Here is a 16,613-nt window from a genome sequence, read left to right on the forward strand (position 1 = left end):
GGTTATTTTTGTACCTTTAACTGTTACTTACACAATTTTAACATCTAAATTTAATCTATAGGTTCAATGGATGCTGGAATGACGCTGAAGGTTACTGTTGGATTCTCTTTCATTAGTCGAGACGAAATTTTTACTTCAATGACAAGATCTGTATCAGTTTCGTAGCGATAGTTTTTTTTATTTGCTGGAATTTCAATGGTAGCAGGCTGATCGAATCGAAACTTAAGAGAACTCATCTTTGGTGCAAATAAATACATCGCACCTGCCAACTTTTTGGTAACGTTATTAAAATCTTCGATTATTAAAAACAAATCTCTATATGGCATTACTGTTGACGATGGAGATTTAATACTGGCATTCAAGTTCAGTACCAATGAGTCTTTATCTTGATTCAATCGCAGGGCGAGTTGCTTTGCACGCGCTTCTTTGAATACCGGCAGTTTAATGGTTCCGTTCGTCATATCCACGGGGATCTCATTAAGTATCCGGTTGTCCTCTACGATCCAAACTTTGATTTCATCATACGAAATCTCTTTACTCAATATCTCTAGTTTGATCTGACTTTCTATCAGTGGTGATTTTGACTGACTAACTGTACTCAGAAGAGTGTTAATTTTTCCATATTCTATCTCACGACCTTCTGATGCTGCAGGTTGAGTTCCAACTATTACTAATAAAAACCCCAGGAGTAGTCTGCGCACAATTAATTCTCTATCGACGATAAAGCCCTCTGTAGAACCCATTCAACCGTGATAGAACTTTATATACTTTTCTTCCATAGTTATTTTCGAATTTTGAAAAGACCAAGTTCGTCACAAACTATTGTCTTTTAGGTCTTTCTTTTAGTTCTCCTCCACAATTTTTACAGACGTGGTTATGATCTTCTGCGCATGACTGGCAATACGTGCACTCAAAAGAACAAATATGTGCCAAAGAATCGTTTAATAACTTAACGGCACAAACTAAACATTCTTCCTTCATTTCAAGCATATACTACCTTTCTAATTCTCTGTTCGAACTTACTCAACCGTTACAGAGTATTTTACAACAGTAAATAATCTTAGATTAGAATATAAGTCCATCAGCACCATCAATAGTGGAAAAAGACACAACTCTCTCAATTTATTTTCTTTACTCTTCTCTAACTGATCTAAAATACAATAATTTATATTCAAATCATCTAATAATTTTTTATATTTACCTAATCCGCCTAAAGGAAAACCAGTCGAGTAATGATTTACTCCGAATAATTTTAAGTTAAAATTTTTGTTTAAAAATTCCGCTCCATCGTCAACTGCCTCATAAAAGGATCCGCATTGAATAAGGACTAAATCAAAATCAAAATCCTTTTTTAGGGATTCTGTGATAGTAACTTTAATACCTTTATATTTTGATTTTGGATATCTCTTGGCTTTCTGTTGCTCCAGTCCAGTTGATCCGCCTTGATAAATTTTAATCATAATAGTTATAATCCTATTAAGTTAATTTACTGTTGTAAACTATTCCACAGTAACGAATTCATTTTGAGTGCAGAATTAAGAGTATGATTTTTTCTGAACTCTTTGTGAAATTTTAAATAAAATTCAATTTCTTTTCTACCCATTCTTCATCTTGATAAATTATTGGTTTTTCACAGGACAATCCGTCCTCCCCCAGTTCATTAAGGACTTTTATATACTTTTTTCGTAACCTGTCTTGCAAGACAGGTTCATTAATTAGAAGGTGTGCTTTTGATAGATTATGTGACGAATCTGCAATTTTCACTTGTTTCGCAATCTCATTCCTTTTTACCCTTGGTAAATAATCATTGAAATAATCATCTGATGATAATTTCGTCATTGCATGAATTGCCTCTATCACATCATTGCCGAAAGACTTTTCTATCTGATTTGTTATCTCTTTTTTAAAATCCTCTCCATTAGGGTGCTTACTTGCGTCTTCAATTGCGTCATGGAGTAAACCAGTTATTTCGTAGCTTTCTCCAAGGTGGGAAACTCTCGAAGCAACATCTAATATATGAGCCATATATGGATATTGTTTTTTATCTGTCTGATTCCCGTGAACTTTTTTTGCTATCTCTTTTGCTTCTAATAAAGGATCCTTATTCACTGTTGTAAACTATTCCACAGTAATGGAGTATCCATAACCGAATTATTTTTTTTAGTTTGTCTGTTTTGATTTTTTTCCATCCTTATGTTTCTCTTTTCAGTACAGTGTCAATTTGTAATAAGTATCATGTCGCTTGTGGTGGCATAGGTTTTATTTTCCCAATTAAAGTTTATATTTTTTCCAATGTTTTTGGTTTTGGAAAAATATTCTTTTAAGGATTCTTTTATTAATGGGAGCGATCTTTTCATAGTCCACCCTTCGAATAAATTTTCATTATTAATAAAAACAATAAAGAATCTATTTGCTGAATCAAACCTTCTTATTCCTTGGTTCTCGTATAACCATATCATTAAGGAATTTGGATTGCTTTGCACTTCTGCAACCAACCTCTTTCTAAATCTTTCTAGATCTAAAACTAGTTCATTTGATGAATCATATTCTTTATGTTTTATCCATAGATCTTTAAGCAAATCTGCGCTTGGGGTTGATTGATCAAATGATATTGATAGTTCTCTTGCTGATTGTTTAAGAAGTGTTAGTTCGGGTCTTAGTCCCTCTTCTTTCCTTTTGTCTTTAATATATCCTTCTGGAAGATATGTGACTTTAAGATCAAAGGGGGTCTCATCAATAAAAAAATCTATTTTTTTAATTTGTCCAAGCGCTGGAGTGACTCTATTGAAATCTTTAAAAATGTCTTCAATCATGATTGAAGTCCAGTGATTATACCAGGAACATCTCACGTAACCTCTAAGACTATCTTGAAGGGAATTGTTTATATGATCTTCGAGTTCATTATAATTTGGTATCTTTTTTATATAGTTATTGACAATTGTTTGTTCTAAACTGTTTTGATAGAGACCTCCCCAATCAAACTCCTTTAATTTATATAATTCATTGTATAGTTCGTCTTCATTTAGAAGTCTTTTTTTTCTTTCTTCAATATATTTTTGATTTATATAAGACTGAATCTCATTTTTTTTTAATGGGGAGTTAAAAATTAGGGGTAATTTCTCTTTTACTAAAAGTTTTTCTTTATCAGACAGATTGAATTGCTTTATAAGTTCATCCATATATACAGATCTGCTTAAAGACTTAATGTATAAATATCTTAAACCCTCAGATTGATTAACAATTTCACTAATCTGATCTTTCTTGTACATTTCTTCTAGTTCTTTTAAATGACCCATGATGTCTCCCAACCTGAAATTTTAGATATATCTTTTTTGGGTCTTTGATTTTTATAGAAAACAACACACCAATCATATTTTAGTGCTCCTTCTCTATTATCTTGAACAACAGATCCTGCACTATAGTTTGCCTTAAATTTACCCTCGTAATATAGTGCTTCCGATTGATCTGACAGGTCCTTTAAAAAATTCCAGAAGTCCATGTCGGTGGTGTTAAACATTAAGATTAATCTACCGCCCTTTTTAATTTTTCTTTCACATAGGTCCCAGAAAATAGAGAAATCATTTTTATAACTGGTTTGATCTTTATTTCTTTCAGGAGAGTTTGAAACTATCATTTCGTTATCATAATTAGGTTTCTCTCCAATAATAGCATTCCATATCTCAGATAATTCTAAGTAAGGAACTCTGTCTCCATGTGGTGGGTCAGTGATTATGTTATCAATTGTGTTATCTTCTATATTGTTAAGCATTTCTCTAAAGTCTTTCAAATGAATTTCGTTATTTGTTTGAGTTGTATTAATAGGATTTTCTTCCATTCTTTTAAGAGCATTGATTAATCTTTTGCTTCTTCCGCTAAAAACTCTCCAAGCATTTGTTTCAATGCTTCTATCAGGTTTCCACAAACCAATTACCCAACTTCCAACCTCATATTTAACTTTGCTTTTAGAGTTTTTATTTCTTCTATTAATTGCAAAAACCATTTTTGACATTTGCCCGACGCTGCTTGTAAGAATAAATTTTGCAATTTCTTGATCTCCTTTGGGCATTTGACTAATGCTCCTTAAAATAAGATCAATTGATTTGATTGCCCTGGTTGAAAACAAGGAATATAGATCTTGATTTTTTCTTACGTTTATTCTCACATTTTCTAAAAGGTTAGTATTTTTAAAATAAATGGTTTTAAAATTATGCTCTTCTTTAAAGTTCCAATCTTCCGCTTTTGCTAAATCAACTCCCCTCCCCTTAGGCACCCACACTTCTTTTATTTCACTTTTTTCATAAAGTATATGTGATGCTTCAACATTCTTACTGTTGGTATAAAAAGACCTTATTTCTTCTTCGCAGTCCTCTTTAATCTTTAAAAAAATTTTTTCGACTTGATGCGATGTTGGAGGATTGGAGATTATTCTAGAAATAAGGATTGCGGAGGGGTTAATGTCACAACCCACAAAAGGAATATCGTTTTGCTTGCATGCTCTTGCAATAACACCTGATCCTAAAAAGGGATCAACGATTAATGAGTTAGAGTCTGCTATTCTGTCTAATATTTTTTGATATAGTTCTACGGGTTTTTTTCCCCAGTATTTATGTGCCGAGTATATGCCAGCATATCCCTTCATTCGACGGTGACGGATTTTGCTAAATTTCTAGGTTGGTCTATATCGGTCCCCTTTAGAACAGCGACATGATAGGAAAGCAACTGCAAAGGTATTGTATAAAGTATTGGTGCTATTAATTCGGGAGCTTCTGGTAACGCTACAAATTTAGTTATCAAAGAATCGTGTAAAGCTTTATCGTGCCCGAATACATATAATTTTCCTCCTCTAGCCCTTACCTCTTCTAAATTAGATTTTAGTTTTTCTAGTAAATCGTCATTAGGAGCCACGGCTATAACGGGCATTTCTGAATCTACCAAGGCTAATGGGCCATGTTTCAACTCTCCGGCGGGATATGCCTCGGCATGAATATAAGAAATTTCTTTCAGCTTTAGTGCTCCTTCCATAGCAATTGGGTAATGAATTCCTCGACCCAAAAATAAAGCATGGTCTTTGTGGGCAAAATCTTCTGCCATATTAATAATTTCTTTTTCTAACTGCATAACCTTTTCCAAAGAATCTGGCAAGGCTTCTAAAGAGGTATTAATACTTTTCTCTGCAACCTCAGATAAACCATGATGTCTACCAAGAACTAAAGTTAACATTAATAATCCCACTAATTGAGTAGTAAAGGCTTTTGTTGAAGCCACCCCTATCTCGGGTCCAGCTTTGGTTAAAAAAACTAAGTCTGATTCTCTGGCTAAGGAGCTCGTAGGAACGTTGCATATTCCTAACTTTGCCAGATAATTAGCCGCGCTGGATGAACGTAAGCATGCCAAAGTATCTGCGGTTTCTCCTGATTGGGATATGGTTATAAACAAAGTATTTGGGGCAACCACTTTATTTCTATATCTAAATTCGCTGGCAACCTCTACGCTACAAGGCAATCCTGAGAGGCCCTCTAACCAGTATTTTGCAACCATGCCGGCATGATAACTGGTTCCACAAGCAACTATCTGAACAGCTTGAACATGTTTAAAGATTTCAGGAGCGCCTGGACCAAATATTTCTTCTTGAACGCCATTATTTGTAAACTGACCTTCTAAAAGCCCTTTAACCTTTTGCGGCTGTTCATATATCTCTTTTAGCATAAAATGACGAAAGTCACCCTTTTCTACAGTCTGACCCAAACTTTTTGCTATCACGATTGGCCTATCAATTATTTCGCTATTTTTATCCCAGATAGTGACCTTTTGAGAAGATATCTCTGCCAGATCTCCTTCCTCTAAAAAAATAAATTCTTCTGCAAAATCAGCGAGAGCCAACTGATCTGAAGCTAGAAAATTTTCACCCTCTGCCTTTCCGAGAACTAACGGACTTCCTTTTCTTGCAGCGGCTATAACATCAGGCTGATTTGAAGACATAACGCCTATAGCATAAGCTCCTTCTAATTCAGCTACTGCTTTGCTTAACGCTTCTGTAATAGTTAAGGCGCCATCGGATAATTTTGCATGGACTAAGTGAGCTATCACTTCAGTATCTGTATCAGAAGTAAATGCATATCCCGACTCCTTAAGCATAGTGCGAAGGGCTGAATGATTTTCTATAATCCCATTATGCACAACAAAAACATTTTCATTTGAAGTGTGAGGATGGGCATTATGCTCGGTAGGAGAGCCGTGAGTTGCCCATCTAGTGTGGGCAATACCAACCTTGCCAGAAATAGGGCTTTCAGCTATAGCTCTTTGCAATTCAGAAACCTTTCCTAGCCTTCTAAGTACGTTAACTTGGTCTTCTTCTTCATTGTAAATAGCTATGCCTGAAGAATCATAGCCTCTATATTCCTGTCTCACCAGACCCGCTAACAACTTGTCAGTAACTGGTCGATTTGATACTACTCCAACTATTCCACACATTACTTTTTCTTTTTGATATTAACTTGTTTTCCTCTTGCTATAGCTAAAGATTCCTCTGGCACATTCTTAGTTATAACAGAACCAGCGCCTGTATAGGCATTTTTTCCTACTTTAACAGGAGCAACCAATGAAGAGTTAGAGCCTATAAATGCTCCTTCTTTTATTTCTGTAATTGATTTTTTCTTTCCGTCGTAATTACAAGTTATAGTTCCAGCGCCTATATTTGCCCCCTTCTCTATCCTGGCATCCCCCAAGTAAGTCAAGTGTTTAGTCTTAACATTGTTATCAATTTTGCTTCTATTTACTTCAACAAAATTTCCTACTTCTACAGATTCATTGAGCGCGCTACCGCCTCTAACTCTGGCAAAAGGACCTAGCTTACAATCCTTGCCTAACTTTGAATCTTCAATAACAGAATTTGCATAAAGCCTACTTCCTTCGCCTATTATGGAATCTTTAATAAAACAATTCGGTCCTATATTTGTATTTTTTTCTAAAATCACCTGCCCCTCAAATACACAATTTACGTCAACGAAACAACCCTTTTCTGCCTCCAGGTGGCCCCTGACATCGAATCTATTAATATCGCCGAAGCGAACACCGCTTTTGATTAGGCTTAATGCCTGTCTTTTTTGATAAACCCTTTCAAGGTTATGCAACTCCTCTGCACTATTAGCGCCTAGGGCTTCTTCCGGAGAGCTCAAGGTGATTGCTTTAATTTTCCTTTGTTCTGATTTAGTTATTTCAACTAAATCAGTTAAATAATACTCTCCAGCTTTATTTTTTTTCTTTATTTTAGGTATCAGATCTAGTAGTAAATTTGACTTCATTGCCATTATGCCCGTATTCACCTCAGCTATTTTCTTTTGCTCCTTTGTAGCATCCTTTTCCTCTACAATAGATTTAATTGTGCCTTTCTTATCTCTGACGATTCTTCCATAACCTTTTGGCTTATCTAGCTCCATTGTCAATAATGCTAAATCATTACTCTGAGCAGATTTAATTAACTTCTTTAGGCTGGCCGGCTCTACCAGGGGAACATCGCCATACAAAACAATCGCAATTGAATTGTTTCTTAATTTTTTAAGGGTTTGCTTTACGGCGTGACCCGTTCCCAACTGATCTCTTTGTTTTACCCAAGTAATGTCTTTGTAAGTTTCGAGCGAAGACATAACCTCTTTCTGTCTGTCGCCTACCACTACAAAGGATTTGGAGTTTAAAAAATTTTTAGCTGTGTCTACAACGTGCTGGACCATGGGCTTACCGCCAAGAATTTTTAATACTTTGGGGACATGGCCCGACATTCTTTTCCCCTTCCCTGCGGCTAATATAATGAAATCTGTCTTCATATTAAGCATTTGTAAGGTAAAAAACGGCTGAGGTAAAGAAAAAAGAAATCTGAAGTTACTTCTTACGTAACTTTTGAATGGACTTTAAACGAGCTGCTGCTTCTGCAAGTTGAGCTGCAGCCAAAGAATAGTCTAAATCTGATTTTTGTCCTTCTAGCTCTTTTTCAGCTAACTCTTTTGCTCTTTCTGCTTCTGCTTCGTCAATATCTCCAGCCCTTTCTGCCACGTCTGTCAGAACTGTTATAGAACCTGGCTGAACTTCTAAAAATCCTCCAGAGGCATAAAATACCTGCTCTTCTCCTCCCTCCATAGTTAATCTCAAGGGTCCTGGTTTTAGGGAAGTAAGCAAGGGTGCGTGCCTTGGAGTGATGGCAACTTCTCCAGCTCCTCCGTCAGCTATAAGCATCTCTACCTCTCCTGAAAAAAGTTCTCCTTCTGGACTTACAATGCTACATGCGATAACTGACATTAATTATGACTCCTTTGATTTCTCTACAACTTCATCTATTCCGCCAGCCATAAAAAATGCCTGCTCAGGGATATCGTCATAATCTCCGTCTACAATTCCTTTAAACCCTCTGATTGTTTCAGCTAAAGATACATATTTTCCTGGGGCATTAGTAAAAATCTCTGCAACAAAAAAAGGTTGAGATAAAAATCTTTCTATTTTTCTAGCCCTGGAAACAACTAATTTATCTTCTTCTGACAACTCGTCCATTCCCAATATAGCAATAATATCTTTGAGTTCTTTATATCTATTCAAAACCATCTTAACGGAATTCGCTACATCATAGTGTTCTTGCCCAACAACATCTGGTTCTAGCTGTCTGCTCGAAGAATCTAAAGGGTCAACCGCGGGATAGATTCCTAGTGCTGCTATTTGTCGAGACAGAACTACCGTTGAATCCAAGTGTGCAAAAGTTGTCGCAGGAGATGGGTCTGTATTATCATCAGCCGGAACATAGATAGCCTGAACAGATGTAATTGAACCTGTTTTAGTAGAGGTAATTCTTTCTTGCAACACGCCCATTTCTTCTGCTAATGTTGGCTGGTATCCTACAGCTGATGGCATTCTCCCTAAAAGTGCTGAACACTCTGTTCCTGCAAGCGTATAACGATAAATATTATCAACAAATAGAAGTACGTCATTTCCTTCGTCTCTAAATTCTTCTGCCATAGTCAAGCCAGATAGAGCTACCCTAAGTCTATTACCAGGAGGTTCGTTCATTTGGCCATAAACAAGTGCCACTTTATCTAGAACTCCTCCCTCTATCATTTCATGATACATATCATTACCTTCTCGAGTTCTTTCGCCCACTCCAGCAAAAACTGAATAGCCATCATGCTCATAAGCTATATTTCTAATCAGTTCTTGTATATTCACAGTTTTGCCAACCCCAGCTCCTCCAAACAATCCTACCTTGCCGCCCTTGGCAAAAGGACACATAAGATCGATAACTTTAATTCCTGTCTCTAGCAACTCTTTAGTTTCTGCCTGATCTTCATAAGAAGGAGGCGCTCTATGAATTGGCATCGTCTTATCTGCTTTTACTTCTCCTTTTTCATCGATAGGCTCTCCTAGTACATTCATAATTCTTCCCAGGGTGCCAGTCCCTACTGGAACTGAAATAGGATTTGCAGTATTTTTTACAGAAACCCCTCTTTGAAGCCCTTCTGATGCACCCATGGCTATAGTCCTCACAATGCCATCTCCTAGTTGCTGTTGCACTTCCAAAACCAAGCCCCCTTCTTCTACCTCAAGGGCGTCATAAATTTTGGGCAGGCTCTCCTTAGGAAATTCAACGTCTATTACCGCGCCTATTATTTGTATTACTGTTCCTTTGCTCATAGTTTTTAAATCCAAGTTTTAATTAAATATTAAAGTGCCGCGGCACCCCCTACAATTTCTGAAAGTTCTTGTGTAATAGCTGCCTGTCTAGCATTGTTATAAACAAGCTGCAATTCATCTATTAAATCTCCTGCATTATCAGTCGCGCTCTTCATTGCTACCATTTTTGCTGCCTGTTCGCAGGCTATGTTCTCTACCAAGCCTTGATAAACTAATGACTCTATATATCTAGACATCAGACTGTCTAATATGGCCCTTGAGTCGTCAGGTTCGTATAAATAGTCCCAGTGCTGAGGTTTTTTTTCAGTCTCTTCTCGAACTAAAGGAACCAACTGATCAACCGTTGGATTTTGAGTCATGGTGTTTACAAACTTATTGCTGGCTAAATAAATCTGGTCTACTTCGCCCTCCACAAAGGAATCCAATAAAACCTTTATAGCTCCTAGCAACTCCTCCAAAGAAGGGTTGTCTCCAAGCTTCTCAGTTGCTGATATTATCTTGCCTCCATATGATTTAAAAAAAGCCCTTCCTTTCGTCCCTATTAAACAGAAGCTTACTTTCTTCCCTTCCTCGGAAAGGTCTTTCGTAAATCTAGTTACCTGCCTAAACAGATTGGCATTCAAGCCTCCACAAAGCCCCTTATCTGAAGTGATGACAATGATCGCTACATTTTTGACCTCTCTTTCATTCATAAAAGTAGGTTTATATTCTGGTTGCCCATTCGCCAAATGAGAAATAACTTCGAGCATTCTTTCTCGATATGGCCTCCCCTTAGCCATCCTAAGCTCAGTCTTCTTCATTTTACTGGCTGCCACCTTCTCCATGGCGCTGGTAATCTTTTGAGTGTTGCCAATGCTGGCAATTTGATTTCTAACTTCTTTACTGTTAGCCATTTCTTAGTATGTTTGAGTACTTACAAAATTATCTAACGCCTCTTTAAATTCTGCCGCTATAGTTTCGCCATAATCTCCAGTCTCATCTACGGTTTTCATTAAATCAGCGTGCTCTGAACGCAAATAAGCCAATAAAGCCTTTTCGAAATCTTTTATTTTTTCTACTTCCACCTCTTTTAGATACCCTTCATTCGCCGCAAAAAGAACTGCGCCCATTTCGGACACGCTCATTGGTGAATTTTGTCCTTGTTTCATAAGCTCCGTAACACGCGTCCCATGCTCTAGTTGCTCTCTAGATGCATCATCAAGATCTGACGCAAATTGAGAAAAAGCTTCTAGCTCTCTATATTGGGCCAAAGCCGTTCTAATTCCGCCACCAAGTTTTTTTATTATAGGAAGTTGCGCCGCCCCTCCAACCCTAGATACAGATATTCCAGGATCCATGGCTGGTTTTAGGCCTGCGCTAAAAAGAGAAGTCTCCAAGAATATTTGGCCATCCGTTATAGAAATAACGTTAGTAGGCACAAAAGCAGATACATCACCTGCCTGCGTCTCGATAATAGGAAGAGCTGTTAAAGAGCCCGTTTTATCTTTTACTTTTCCTTCTGTGAACTTTTCCACGTAATCTGCGCTAACTCTAGCAGCTCTCTCTAATAGTCTTGAGTGAAGATAAAAGACATCGCCCGGATAAGCTTCTCTGCCGGGAGGCCTCTTTAGCAAAAGTGACATTTGCCTATAGGCCCATGCTTGTTTAGTTAAATCATCATAGACTATCAATGCATCCTCACCTCTATCACGAAAATACTCACCCATTGAGCAGCCAGAAAAAGCAGCAATATATTGCATTGGCGCTGGGTCTGCCGCCCCCGCTGCTACAACTATGGTGTTATCCATAGCTCCATATTTTTCTAGGGTTCTTACTACCCCTGCTATCGTTGATTGTTTCTGTCCTATTGCTACATAGACACATCTAACTCCAGTATCTTTTTGATTGATAATTGCATCTATTGCTATTGCCGTCTTGCCTGTCTGCCTGTCGCCTATGATTAATTCACGCTGCCCCCTTCCTACTGGAACCATGCTATCTATTGCCTTCAACCCAATCTGCACTGGCTGATCTACGCCCTGTCTCGAAATGACTCCTGGAGCTATTTTTTCTACTGGCGACCTAAAATCTGTTTCTATAGAACCCTTACCATCTATTGGCTCGCCTAAAGCATTAACAACTCTTCCAAGTAAAGCTTCTCCTACTGGAACTTCTAAAATTGTCCCCGTACATTTGGCAGTTTCGCCCTCTGCCAGGAGCCTATAATCTCCTAGAATGACCGCTCCAACAAAATCTCTCTCCAAATTAAGGGCCATTCCTTGCACGCCGTGCTCAAACTGGATTAGTTCTCCATTCATCACTTCGCCCAGGCCGTGTATTCTTGCAATTCCGTCCGCCAAAAATACAATTGTTCCTTCATTGCTTGGTCTTGGCTCTGAGTCCAAGGCATCAATTTTTTGTTTTATTATTTGGCTTATTTCAGATGGGTTTAATTCTTCCATTTTTAACCTTCTTATATTTATGTTATTTGATTCCTGAGTTTTTCTAGCTTTCCTTTGATAGATGCATCTAAAACGTCATCTCCACTTTTTGCCAAAAAACCTCCTATTAATGATTGGTCTATCTTGGTTTTGATTGTTAAATTTTCACCAAACCTCCCCTTTAGAACCTTCGCCAAGTTTTCGTTTTGATCTGCCGAAAGATCAAATGGAGACGTCAGTTCTACGGTCCTTTTTTTCTCCTTTTTTTCTATCAACTCTTTATATTGTTGGTATATGCTTGGTATCAAAGAAAGCCTTTTTGATTCACCCAGAACCTTTATTAGGCTTATTGATTTTGGGTCAATCTCGCCATCGAACAATGACAAAAATTTAGTTACCTTTTCTTGATAAGAAAGATGTGGTGAGTCAATTAGGCCTGCAACGCTCGGATCTTGAACTACTTTTGCCATTTGCTCTAAATTTTTTGTCCAACCTTCTGAGTGGTCAAATAAAGCGGCGGCATAGGGCCTCGAGAGAGTTTCGTTATTTGCCATAATTAAAGCTCATTTGATATCTCTTCTATTAAGGCCGCATTGCTTTCTTTATCTATCTCGGCCTTTAATAGCTTTTCTGCACCAGCTACAGCCAATACAGCCACCTCAGCCCTTAGCCCTTCCCTGGCCTTATTGGCGCTTTGTATTAAATCTTTCTCAGCCGAAGCCTTTATTCTGTCTGCTTCGTCTTGAGCTTTTGATTTTGCATCTTCTACCATCTGGTTAGCTCTCAAGTTTGCTTGGTTTAAGAGTTCAGCGGCTTCTTTCTTAGCAGCCCCCATGACTTCTTCTTTTTTTAATGCAGCCTCTTCTAGCTCCCTCTTCCCCTTACTCGCTGCATCCAATCCTTCCGATATTTCCTTTTCCCTTTCTTCTAGAATTTGCAACATTGGCGGCCAAACATATTTCATGCAAAACCAAACAAATAGGATAAAGGCCAGTAATTGACCTATTAAAGTGTAATTAAAATTCATTCGATCTTGTTGCTTTTAGGTAAAAAGAAATATTAAACCAAAAGCTAGCGATATAATTGGAAGCGCATCTACCAGCGCCATCATTATAAAAAACTGACCCAATAGATAGCTTTGAAGTTCTGGCTGTCTTGCTATACCCTCTAGATACTTAGACGCGGCAACCCCGACACCGATAGCCCCTCCAACGGCCCCCAAACCAGCCATTATGGCTCCGGCTACTAATCTTAATTCTTCCATTTCTTTCTCCTTAGTTAATTAATGGTGAGTTTCGTGTGCTTGGTTTAAAAACACAACAGTTAAAATCATAAATACATAGGCCTGCAACGCTATTATCAGAATATGGAATATCGCCCATCCCATATGCAAAAGTATTCCAAAGACGCCCCAAATGACTCCGGATATACTTTCAAAGAAGCTTCCAAAAAGAAGCGCTATCAAGATAAAAATCATTTCTCCTGCAAAAAGGTTTCCGTATAGCCTTAATCCTAATGCCGCCTGTTTTGCGTAGAATCCTGGAATTTCTACTATCATGTTAAAAGGAAGGGCCCACTTTCCAAGCGGTTGTAAGGTTAATTCTGCTAAGAAGCCGCCCAAACCTTTGTTCTTTATACTGTAGTAGTGAATAAGAATTGCGACACCCAAAGCCATTCCAGCGGGGGCGTTTATATCGGCTACAGGTAAAATTTTAAAGTAATGAACTGGTCCATATACGACAGAGGACTGAAAACCATTTGCTATCCAAGGAATTAAGTCCACCGGCAAAAGGTCCATTAAATTCATTGCCAGAACCCAAGAAATAGATGTCAGGGCTAGCGGGCCGATAATATTATTGTTTTTAGGAACAAACGTATCATTGACCGCCCCTCTGACAAAATCAAAAACATACTCAAAAGCATTCTGTATTTTGGATGGGTTTTTCACTGACGCCTTTCTTGCGACCAGCCAAAAAAATAAACAGACCATGGAGCCAAGAAAAACAGATACAAGCATAGTATCTACATGGATTGCGTTAAAACCCATTTCTTTAACATCACATGTATAATTTTTTTGCTCTACATGAGCAGAGTGAGATTGGCCAATATTTATATGTCCATCGGCAAATCTCCATTTTCCATCGGAGCACTCTCCAAAAGTTAAATTTTGAAGATGGTGTTGTATAAAATCAGTCGAGTTTAATTCTTTATTAGCCATATCATTTAAGGGCGCCGCAATTATAGATTGCTATGACCTTCAATAAAAGGCTAAAAATAAAAAAACTTTATTTTTTTATTTTTTCTAAAACTCCCTGAAGGTGCTCTAAGTTTTTATATTGAAAGGCTACCCTGCCCTGGCCTGACTTTTTATGTGATATGGTCACCTTAGTTCCCAGGATATCTGATAGTTCTTTTTCAAGTAATGTAATATTCGGGTTGGCTGGTTGCTTATGATTTTCTTTAATTTTACCCGCGTTTGCCTGATAGTTTTTAACCAAAGCCTCTGATTGGCGAACAGACAGCTCTCCAACTACTATAAGCTCAGAAATTTCTTGTTGTGCGGACTCCGTCAAAGGGATTAATGTTCTAGCGTGGCCCATATCTAACTTCCCTTCTTCTAATAAATTTAAAACCTCGGAACAAAGGTTCAATAACCTTAAAAAGTTTGCTACAGCGCTTCTTGATATTCCCAGCGAGGAGGCCACTTCTTCCTGTGATAGGTTGAATTCTAATTTAAGCCTTTTTAGGCCCCTTGCGGTATCTAGGGGCCCTAAATCTTCTCTTTGAAGGTTTTCAATTAGGGCAATTTTTGCAGTTTCATCATTATTTAGCTCTTTAAGGATCGCCGGAACTTTATTTAGACCTGCGATCTTAGCTGCCCGCCACCTCCTTTCGCCAGCTACTATTTCAAACCTGCCAGAAGCTAAACTTTTAACTAAAATAGGCTGAAGTACCCCCTCTTCTTTTATGCTCTCTGCAAGCTCGCTAAGGCCCTCTTTTTTAAAACTTGTTCTAGGCTGAAATTGGCCTGGCACTATATCCGCCAAGTCAATTTCTAATAAACTATTACCTTCATTTTTAATGTTCCTAGACTCGCTCATTTCTCCCAAGAGAGATCCAAGCCCAGTTCCTAAGTTTTTCTTTTCTTCATTCATTGCCTAAAAGTTCTTGGCCTCCTTCCATTCTTCCTAAAACCTCCCCGGCTAAAGCCATATAAGCCAAAGATCCTTTGGCCGAAGGATCATAATTCAAAATTGGCTTTCCAAAACTTGGGGATTCTGCCAGCTTGATATTCCTTGGAATAATCGTGTTGTAAAGTTCCTTCTTAAAATGCGTCGACAGCTCTTCTGAGACCTGTTGACCTAACTTGTTTCTTGAGTCAAACATAGTTCTTATTATGCCAGAGATTTTTAAATTATGACCAGTCGCCTCATTTAGTTCATTAACAGTTTGCAGCAAGCCAGTAAGCCCCTCTAGGGCAAAATACTCGCACTGCATAGGAACCAAAAGTTCACCTGCTGCCCTTAAGCCGTTAATGGTTAGAAGGTTCAAGGAGGGGGGGCAATCTATTATACAATAATCATATCTGTCCTTCCTTGCCGCCAAATTATTCAAAAGCACCTTTTCTCTTTTATCTTTATTCCTCAGGCTAGATTCTACCGCTATCAAAGAGGGGCCCGAAGGCATTATGTCAAAACCAAAAGAGCCGGCTCTTTGCACTTGGTTTTCTCCTTCTTCAAGAAGGGCCGATAAAGTGCCGCCGGTTGTCTGAATTTTATTAATTCCTGAGTTTGTGGTGGCGTTTGCCTGAGGATCTATATCCACCAAAAGAACCCTCCTGTTGGCAGCCGCCAAAGACGCGGCCAAATTAACAGCTGTCGTGGTTTTGCCAACCCCTCCCTTTTGGTTTGCTATTACTATGGTTTTCAATTTCCTTCCTGCTTGTTACATTTCGACCCAACTGTTATCAATATGTTTTGGCTTCTAAGCTCCGAGTATATATTTTCTGTTGAAATTATCTGGTATTTTTTTGAAAGTTTTTTTCCAATTTTTTGTTTTTGGCTATTAGTTTTCATGAGCCTTAAAAGTGCCCCCCTGTCTAAATAATAAGAGCTGGTTGATATGGCCCTGTCTATATCTCCAAAAGCTCTGGCTATTATTTCTACATCGGTTTTCTTTAAAAAAAAATTTTCCATCCTTTCTGAAATCACCTCCACATTTGTTAACCCTAGCTCATGAACCGTCCTGAACAAAAAAGAAGATTTTTTATTATTACTCTCAACAAGATAAAACTTTAACTCTTTCCTCCTAATGGCGACTGGAATCCCTGGAAACCCTGCCCCACTGCCCAGGTCTATAATATTTTTTCCTTGGATTTTTGTTGCAACGGAAAGAGAGTCATCTATGTGGAGGTCTATTTCTTGGAGGGCACTTTTAGACATTAAATTATGGGTTTTCCCCCAAGACAATATAAGTTCTTTGTAGCTATTAAAAAGAAGCTTTTCCTCTTTTTTAATGTGCACG

19 protein-coding genes are annotated in these 16,613 nt (G+C 38.0%); all 19 read right to left on the reverse strand.

Features of this window, described 5'->3' with window-relative positions; all coding sequences use genetic code 11:
• Positions 1 to 50 precede the first annotated feature (50 nt).
• The 19 genes from P8J93_08270 to rsmG all read right to left on the reverse strand — a co-directional run bounded on the left by P8J93_08270 (position 51) and on the right by rsmG (position 16,612).
• The gene (locus tag P8J93_08270; protein MDG2061792.1) at positions 51 to 743 is read right to left on the reverse strand and encodes a hypothetical protein; all 693 of its coding nucleotides are present in this window, start codon (positions 741 to 743) and stop codon (positions 51 to 53) included.
• A gap of 76 nt (positions 744 to 819) precedes the next feature.
• Positions 820 to 990, reverse strand: a complete 171-nt coding sequence (locus P8J93_08275; GenBank protein ID MDG2061793.1) for a DUF1272 domain-containing protein — start codon at positions 988 to 990, stop codon at positions 820 to 822.
• A gap of 29 nt (positions 991 to 1,019) precedes the next feature.
• The gene (locus P8J93_08280; protein ID MDG2061794.1) at positions 1,020 to 1,460 is read right to left on the reverse strand and encodes a hypothetical protein; all 441 of its coding nucleotides are present in this window, start codon (positions 1,458 to 1,460) and stop codon (positions 1,020 to 1,022) included.
• A gap of 112 nt (positions 1,461 to 1,572) precedes the next feature.
• On the reverse strand, positions 1,573 to 2,109 hold the full coding sequence (locus P8J93_08285) for an HD domain-containing protein (protein ID MDG2061795.1): 537 nt from the start codon (positions 2,107 to 2,109) through the stop codon (positions 1,573 to 1,575).
• A 107-nt stretch (positions 2,110 to 2,216) separates the two neighbouring features.
• Positions 2,217 to 3,296 carry a hypothetical protein gene (locus tag P8J93_08290; protein MDG2061796.1) on the reverse strand — a complete coding sequence of 360 codons (1,080 nt, stop codon included), beginning with the start codon at positions 3,294 to 3,296 and terminating at the stop codon, positions 2,217 to 2,219.
• The gene (locus P8J93_08295; protein MDG2061797.1) at positions 3,284 to 4,639 is read right to left on the reverse strand and encodes a DNA methyltransferase; all 1,356 of its coding nucleotides are present in this window, start codon (positions 4,637 to 4,639) and stop codon (positions 3,284 to 3,286) included. Before P8J93_08295 ends, P8J93_08290 begins: the two co-directional genes overlap by 13 nt.
• Positions 4,636 to 6,471 carry a glutamine--fructose-6-phosphate transaminase (isomerizing) gene (gene glmS, locus P8J93_08300; GenBank protein ID MDG2061798.1) on the reverse strand — a complete coding sequence of 612 codons (1,836 nt, stop codon included), beginning with the start codon at positions 6,469 to 6,471 and terminating at the stop codon, positions 4,636 to 4,638. Before glmS ends, P8J93_08295 begins: the two co-directional genes overlap by 4 nt.
• Positions 6,471 to 7,820 carry a bifunctional UDP-N-acetylglucosamine diphosphorylase/glucosamine-1-phosphate N-acetyltransferase GlmU gene (gene glmU / locus P8J93_08305; GenBank protein ID MDG2061799.1) on the reverse strand — a complete coding sequence of 450 codons (1,350 nt, stop codon included), beginning with the start codon at positions 7,818 to 7,820 and terminating at the stop codon, positions 6,471 to 6,473. The genes glmS and glmU overlap by 1 nt, the downstream gene beginning before the upstream one ends.
• 55 nt (positions 7,821 to 7,875) lie before the next feature.
• Positions 7,876 to 8,289 (reverse strand): F0F1 ATP synthase subunit epsilon, encoded by a 414-nt coding sequence (locus tag P8J93_08310; GenBank protein ID MDG2061800.1) that lies wholly within the window; start codon positions 8,287 to 8,289, stop codon positions 7,876 to 7,878.
• Between the two features lie 3 nt (positions 8,290 to 8,292).
• Positions 8,293 to 9,669: a F0F1 ATP synthase subunit beta gene (gene atpD, locus P8J93_08315; GenBank protein ID MDG2061801.1), complete on the reverse strand. Its 1,377-nt coding sequence runs from the start codon at positions 9,667 to 9,669 to the stop codon at positions 8,293 to 8,295.
• 29 nt (positions 9,670 to 9,698) lie between these two features.
• Complete coding sequence (atpG, locus tag P8J93_08320; GenBank protein ID MDG2061802.1) at positions 9,699 to 10,562, reverse strand: F0F1 ATP synthase subunit gamma; 864 nt, start codon at positions 10,560 to 10,562, stop codon at positions 9,699 to 9,701.
• A 3-nt stretch (positions 10,563 to 10,565) separates the two neighbouring features.
• Entirely contained in the window at positions 10,566 to 12,110 is a 1,545-nt protein-coding gene (gene atpA / locus P8J93_08325; protein MDG2061803.1) for a F0F1 ATP synthase subunit alpha, read from the reverse strand.
• A gap of 17 nt (positions 12,111 to 12,127) precedes the next feature.
• Complete coding sequence (locus tag P8J93_08330; protein MDG2061804.1) at positions 12,128 to 12,643, reverse strand: F0F1 ATP synthase subunit delta; 516 nt, start codon at positions 12,641 to 12,643, stop codon at positions 12,128 to 12,130.
• Positions 12,644 to 12,645: 2 nt separating this feature from the next.
• Positions 12,646 to 13,116, reverse strand: coding sequence for a F0F1 ATP synthase subunit B (locus P8J93_08335; protein MDG2061805.1), 471 nt, complete (start codon positions 13,114 to 13,116; stop codon positions 12,646 to 12,648).
• Positions 13,117 to 13,131: 15 nt separating this feature from the next.
• Positions 13,132 to 13,353 carry a F0F1 ATP synthase subunit C gene (gene atpE / locus P8J93_08340; protein ID MDG2061806.1) on the reverse strand — a complete coding sequence of 74 codons (222 nt, stop codon included), beginning with the start codon at positions 13,351 to 13,353 and terminating at the stop codon, positions 13,132 to 13,134.
• A gap of 18 nt (positions 13,354 to 13,371) precedes the next feature.
• On the reverse strand, positions 13,372 to 14,307 hold the full coding sequence (atpB, locus tag P8J93_08345; GenBank protein ID MDG2061807.1) for a F0F1 ATP synthase subunit A: 936 nt from the start codon (positions 14,305 to 14,307) through the stop codon (positions 13,372 to 13,374).
• 67 nt (positions 14,308 to 14,374) lie between these two features.
• Positions 14,375 to 15,244 (reverse strand): ParB/RepB/Spo0J family partition protein, encoded by an 870-nt coding sequence (locus P8J93_08350; protein MDG2061808.1) that lies wholly within the window; start codon positions 15,242 to 15,244, stop codon positions 14,375 to 14,377.
• Complete coding sequence (locus P8J93_08355; GenBank protein MDG2061809.1) at positions 15,237 to 16,019, reverse strand: ParA family protein; 783 nt, start codon at positions 16,017 to 16,019, stop codon at positions 15,237 to 15,239. The genes P8J93_08350 and P8J93_08355 overlap by 8 nt, the downstream gene beginning before the upstream one ends.
• A complete protein-coding gene (rsmG, locus tag P8J93_08360) occupies positions 16,016 to 16,612 on the reverse strand; it encodes a 16S rRNA (guanine(527)-N(7))-methyltransferase RsmG (GenBank protein ID MDG2061810.1) in 597 nt (198 codons plus the stop codon). Before rsmG ends, P8J93_08355 begins: the two co-directional genes overlap by 4 nt.
• Position 16,613 lies beyond the last annotated feature (1 nt).

This window comes from SAR86 cluster bacterium, from assembly GCA_029268615.1.
Lineage (GTDB): Bacteria > Pseudomonadota > Gammaproteobacteria > Magnimaribacterales > Magnimaribacteraceae > JAQWNM01.

What these genes read in the sequence shown, in the direction of transcription:
- P8J93_08270 (MDG2061792.1), bottom strand. Translation starts at nt 743, where the DNA reads ATGGGTTCTACAGAGGGCTTTATCGTCGATAGAGAATTAATTGTGCGC.
- P8J93_08275 (MDG2061793.1), bottom strand. Translation starts at nt 990, where the DNA reads ATGCTTGAAATGAAGGAAGAATGTTTAGTTTGTGCCGTTAAGTTATTA.
- P8J93_08280 (MDG2061794.1), bottom strand. Translation starts at nt 1,460, where the DNA reads ATGATTAAAATTTATCAAGGCGGATCAACTGGACTGGAGCAACAGAAA.
- P8J93_08290 (MDG2061796.1), bottom strand. Translation starts at nt 3,296, where the DNA reads ATGGGTCATTTAAAAGAACTAGAAGAAATGTACAAGAAAGATCAGATT.
- P8J93_08295 (MDG2061797.1), bottom strand. Translation starts at nt 4,639, where the DNA reads ATGAAGGGATATGCTGGCATATACTCGGCACATAAATACTGGGGAAAA.
- glmS (MDG2061798.1), bottom strand. Translation starts at nt 6,471, where the DNA reads ATGTGTGGAATAGTTGGAGTAGTATCAAATCGACCAGTTACTGACAAG.
- glmU (MDG2061799.1), bottom strand. Translation starts at nt 7,820, where the DNA reads ATGAAGACAGATTTCATTATATTAGCCGCAGGGAAGGGGAAAAGAATG.
- P8J93_08310 (MDG2061800.1), bottom strand. Translation starts at nt 8,289, where the DNA reads ATGTCAGTTATCGCATGTAGCATTGTAAGTCCAGAAGGAGAACTTTTT.
- atpD (MDG2061801.1), bottom strand. Translation starts at nt 9,669, where the DNA reads ATGAGCAAAGGAACAGTAATACAAATAATAGGCGCGGTAATAGACGTT.
- atpG (MDG2061802.1), bottom strand. Translation starts at nt 10,562, where the DNA reads ATGGCTAACAGTAAAGAAGTTAGAAATCAAATTGCCAGCATTGGCAAC.
- atpA (MDG2061803.1), bottom strand. Translation starts at nt 12,110, where the DNA reads ATGGAAGAATTAAACCCATCTGAAATAAGCCAAATAATAAAACAAAAA.
- P8J93_08330 (MDG2061804.1), bottom strand. Translation starts at nt 12,643, where the DNA reads ATGGCAAATAACGAAACTCTCTCGAGGCCCTATGCCGCCGCTTTATTT.
- P8J93_08335 (MDG2061805.1), bottom strand. Translation starts at nt 13,116, where the DNA reads ATGAATTTTAATTACACTTTAATAGGTCAATTACTGGCCTTTATCCTA.
- atpE (MDG2061806.1), bottom strand. Translation starts at nt 13,353, where the DNA reads ATGGAAGAATTAAGATTAGTAGCCGGAGCCATAATGGCTGGTTTGGGG.
- atpB (MDG2061807.1), bottom strand. Translation starts at nt 14,307, where the DNA reads ATGGCTAATAAAGAATTAAACTCGACTGATTTTATACAACACCATCTT.
- P8J93_08350 (MDG2061808.1), bottom strand. Translation starts at nt 15,244, where the DNA reads ATGAATGAAGAAAAGAAAAACTTAGGAACTGGGCTTGGATCTCTCTTG.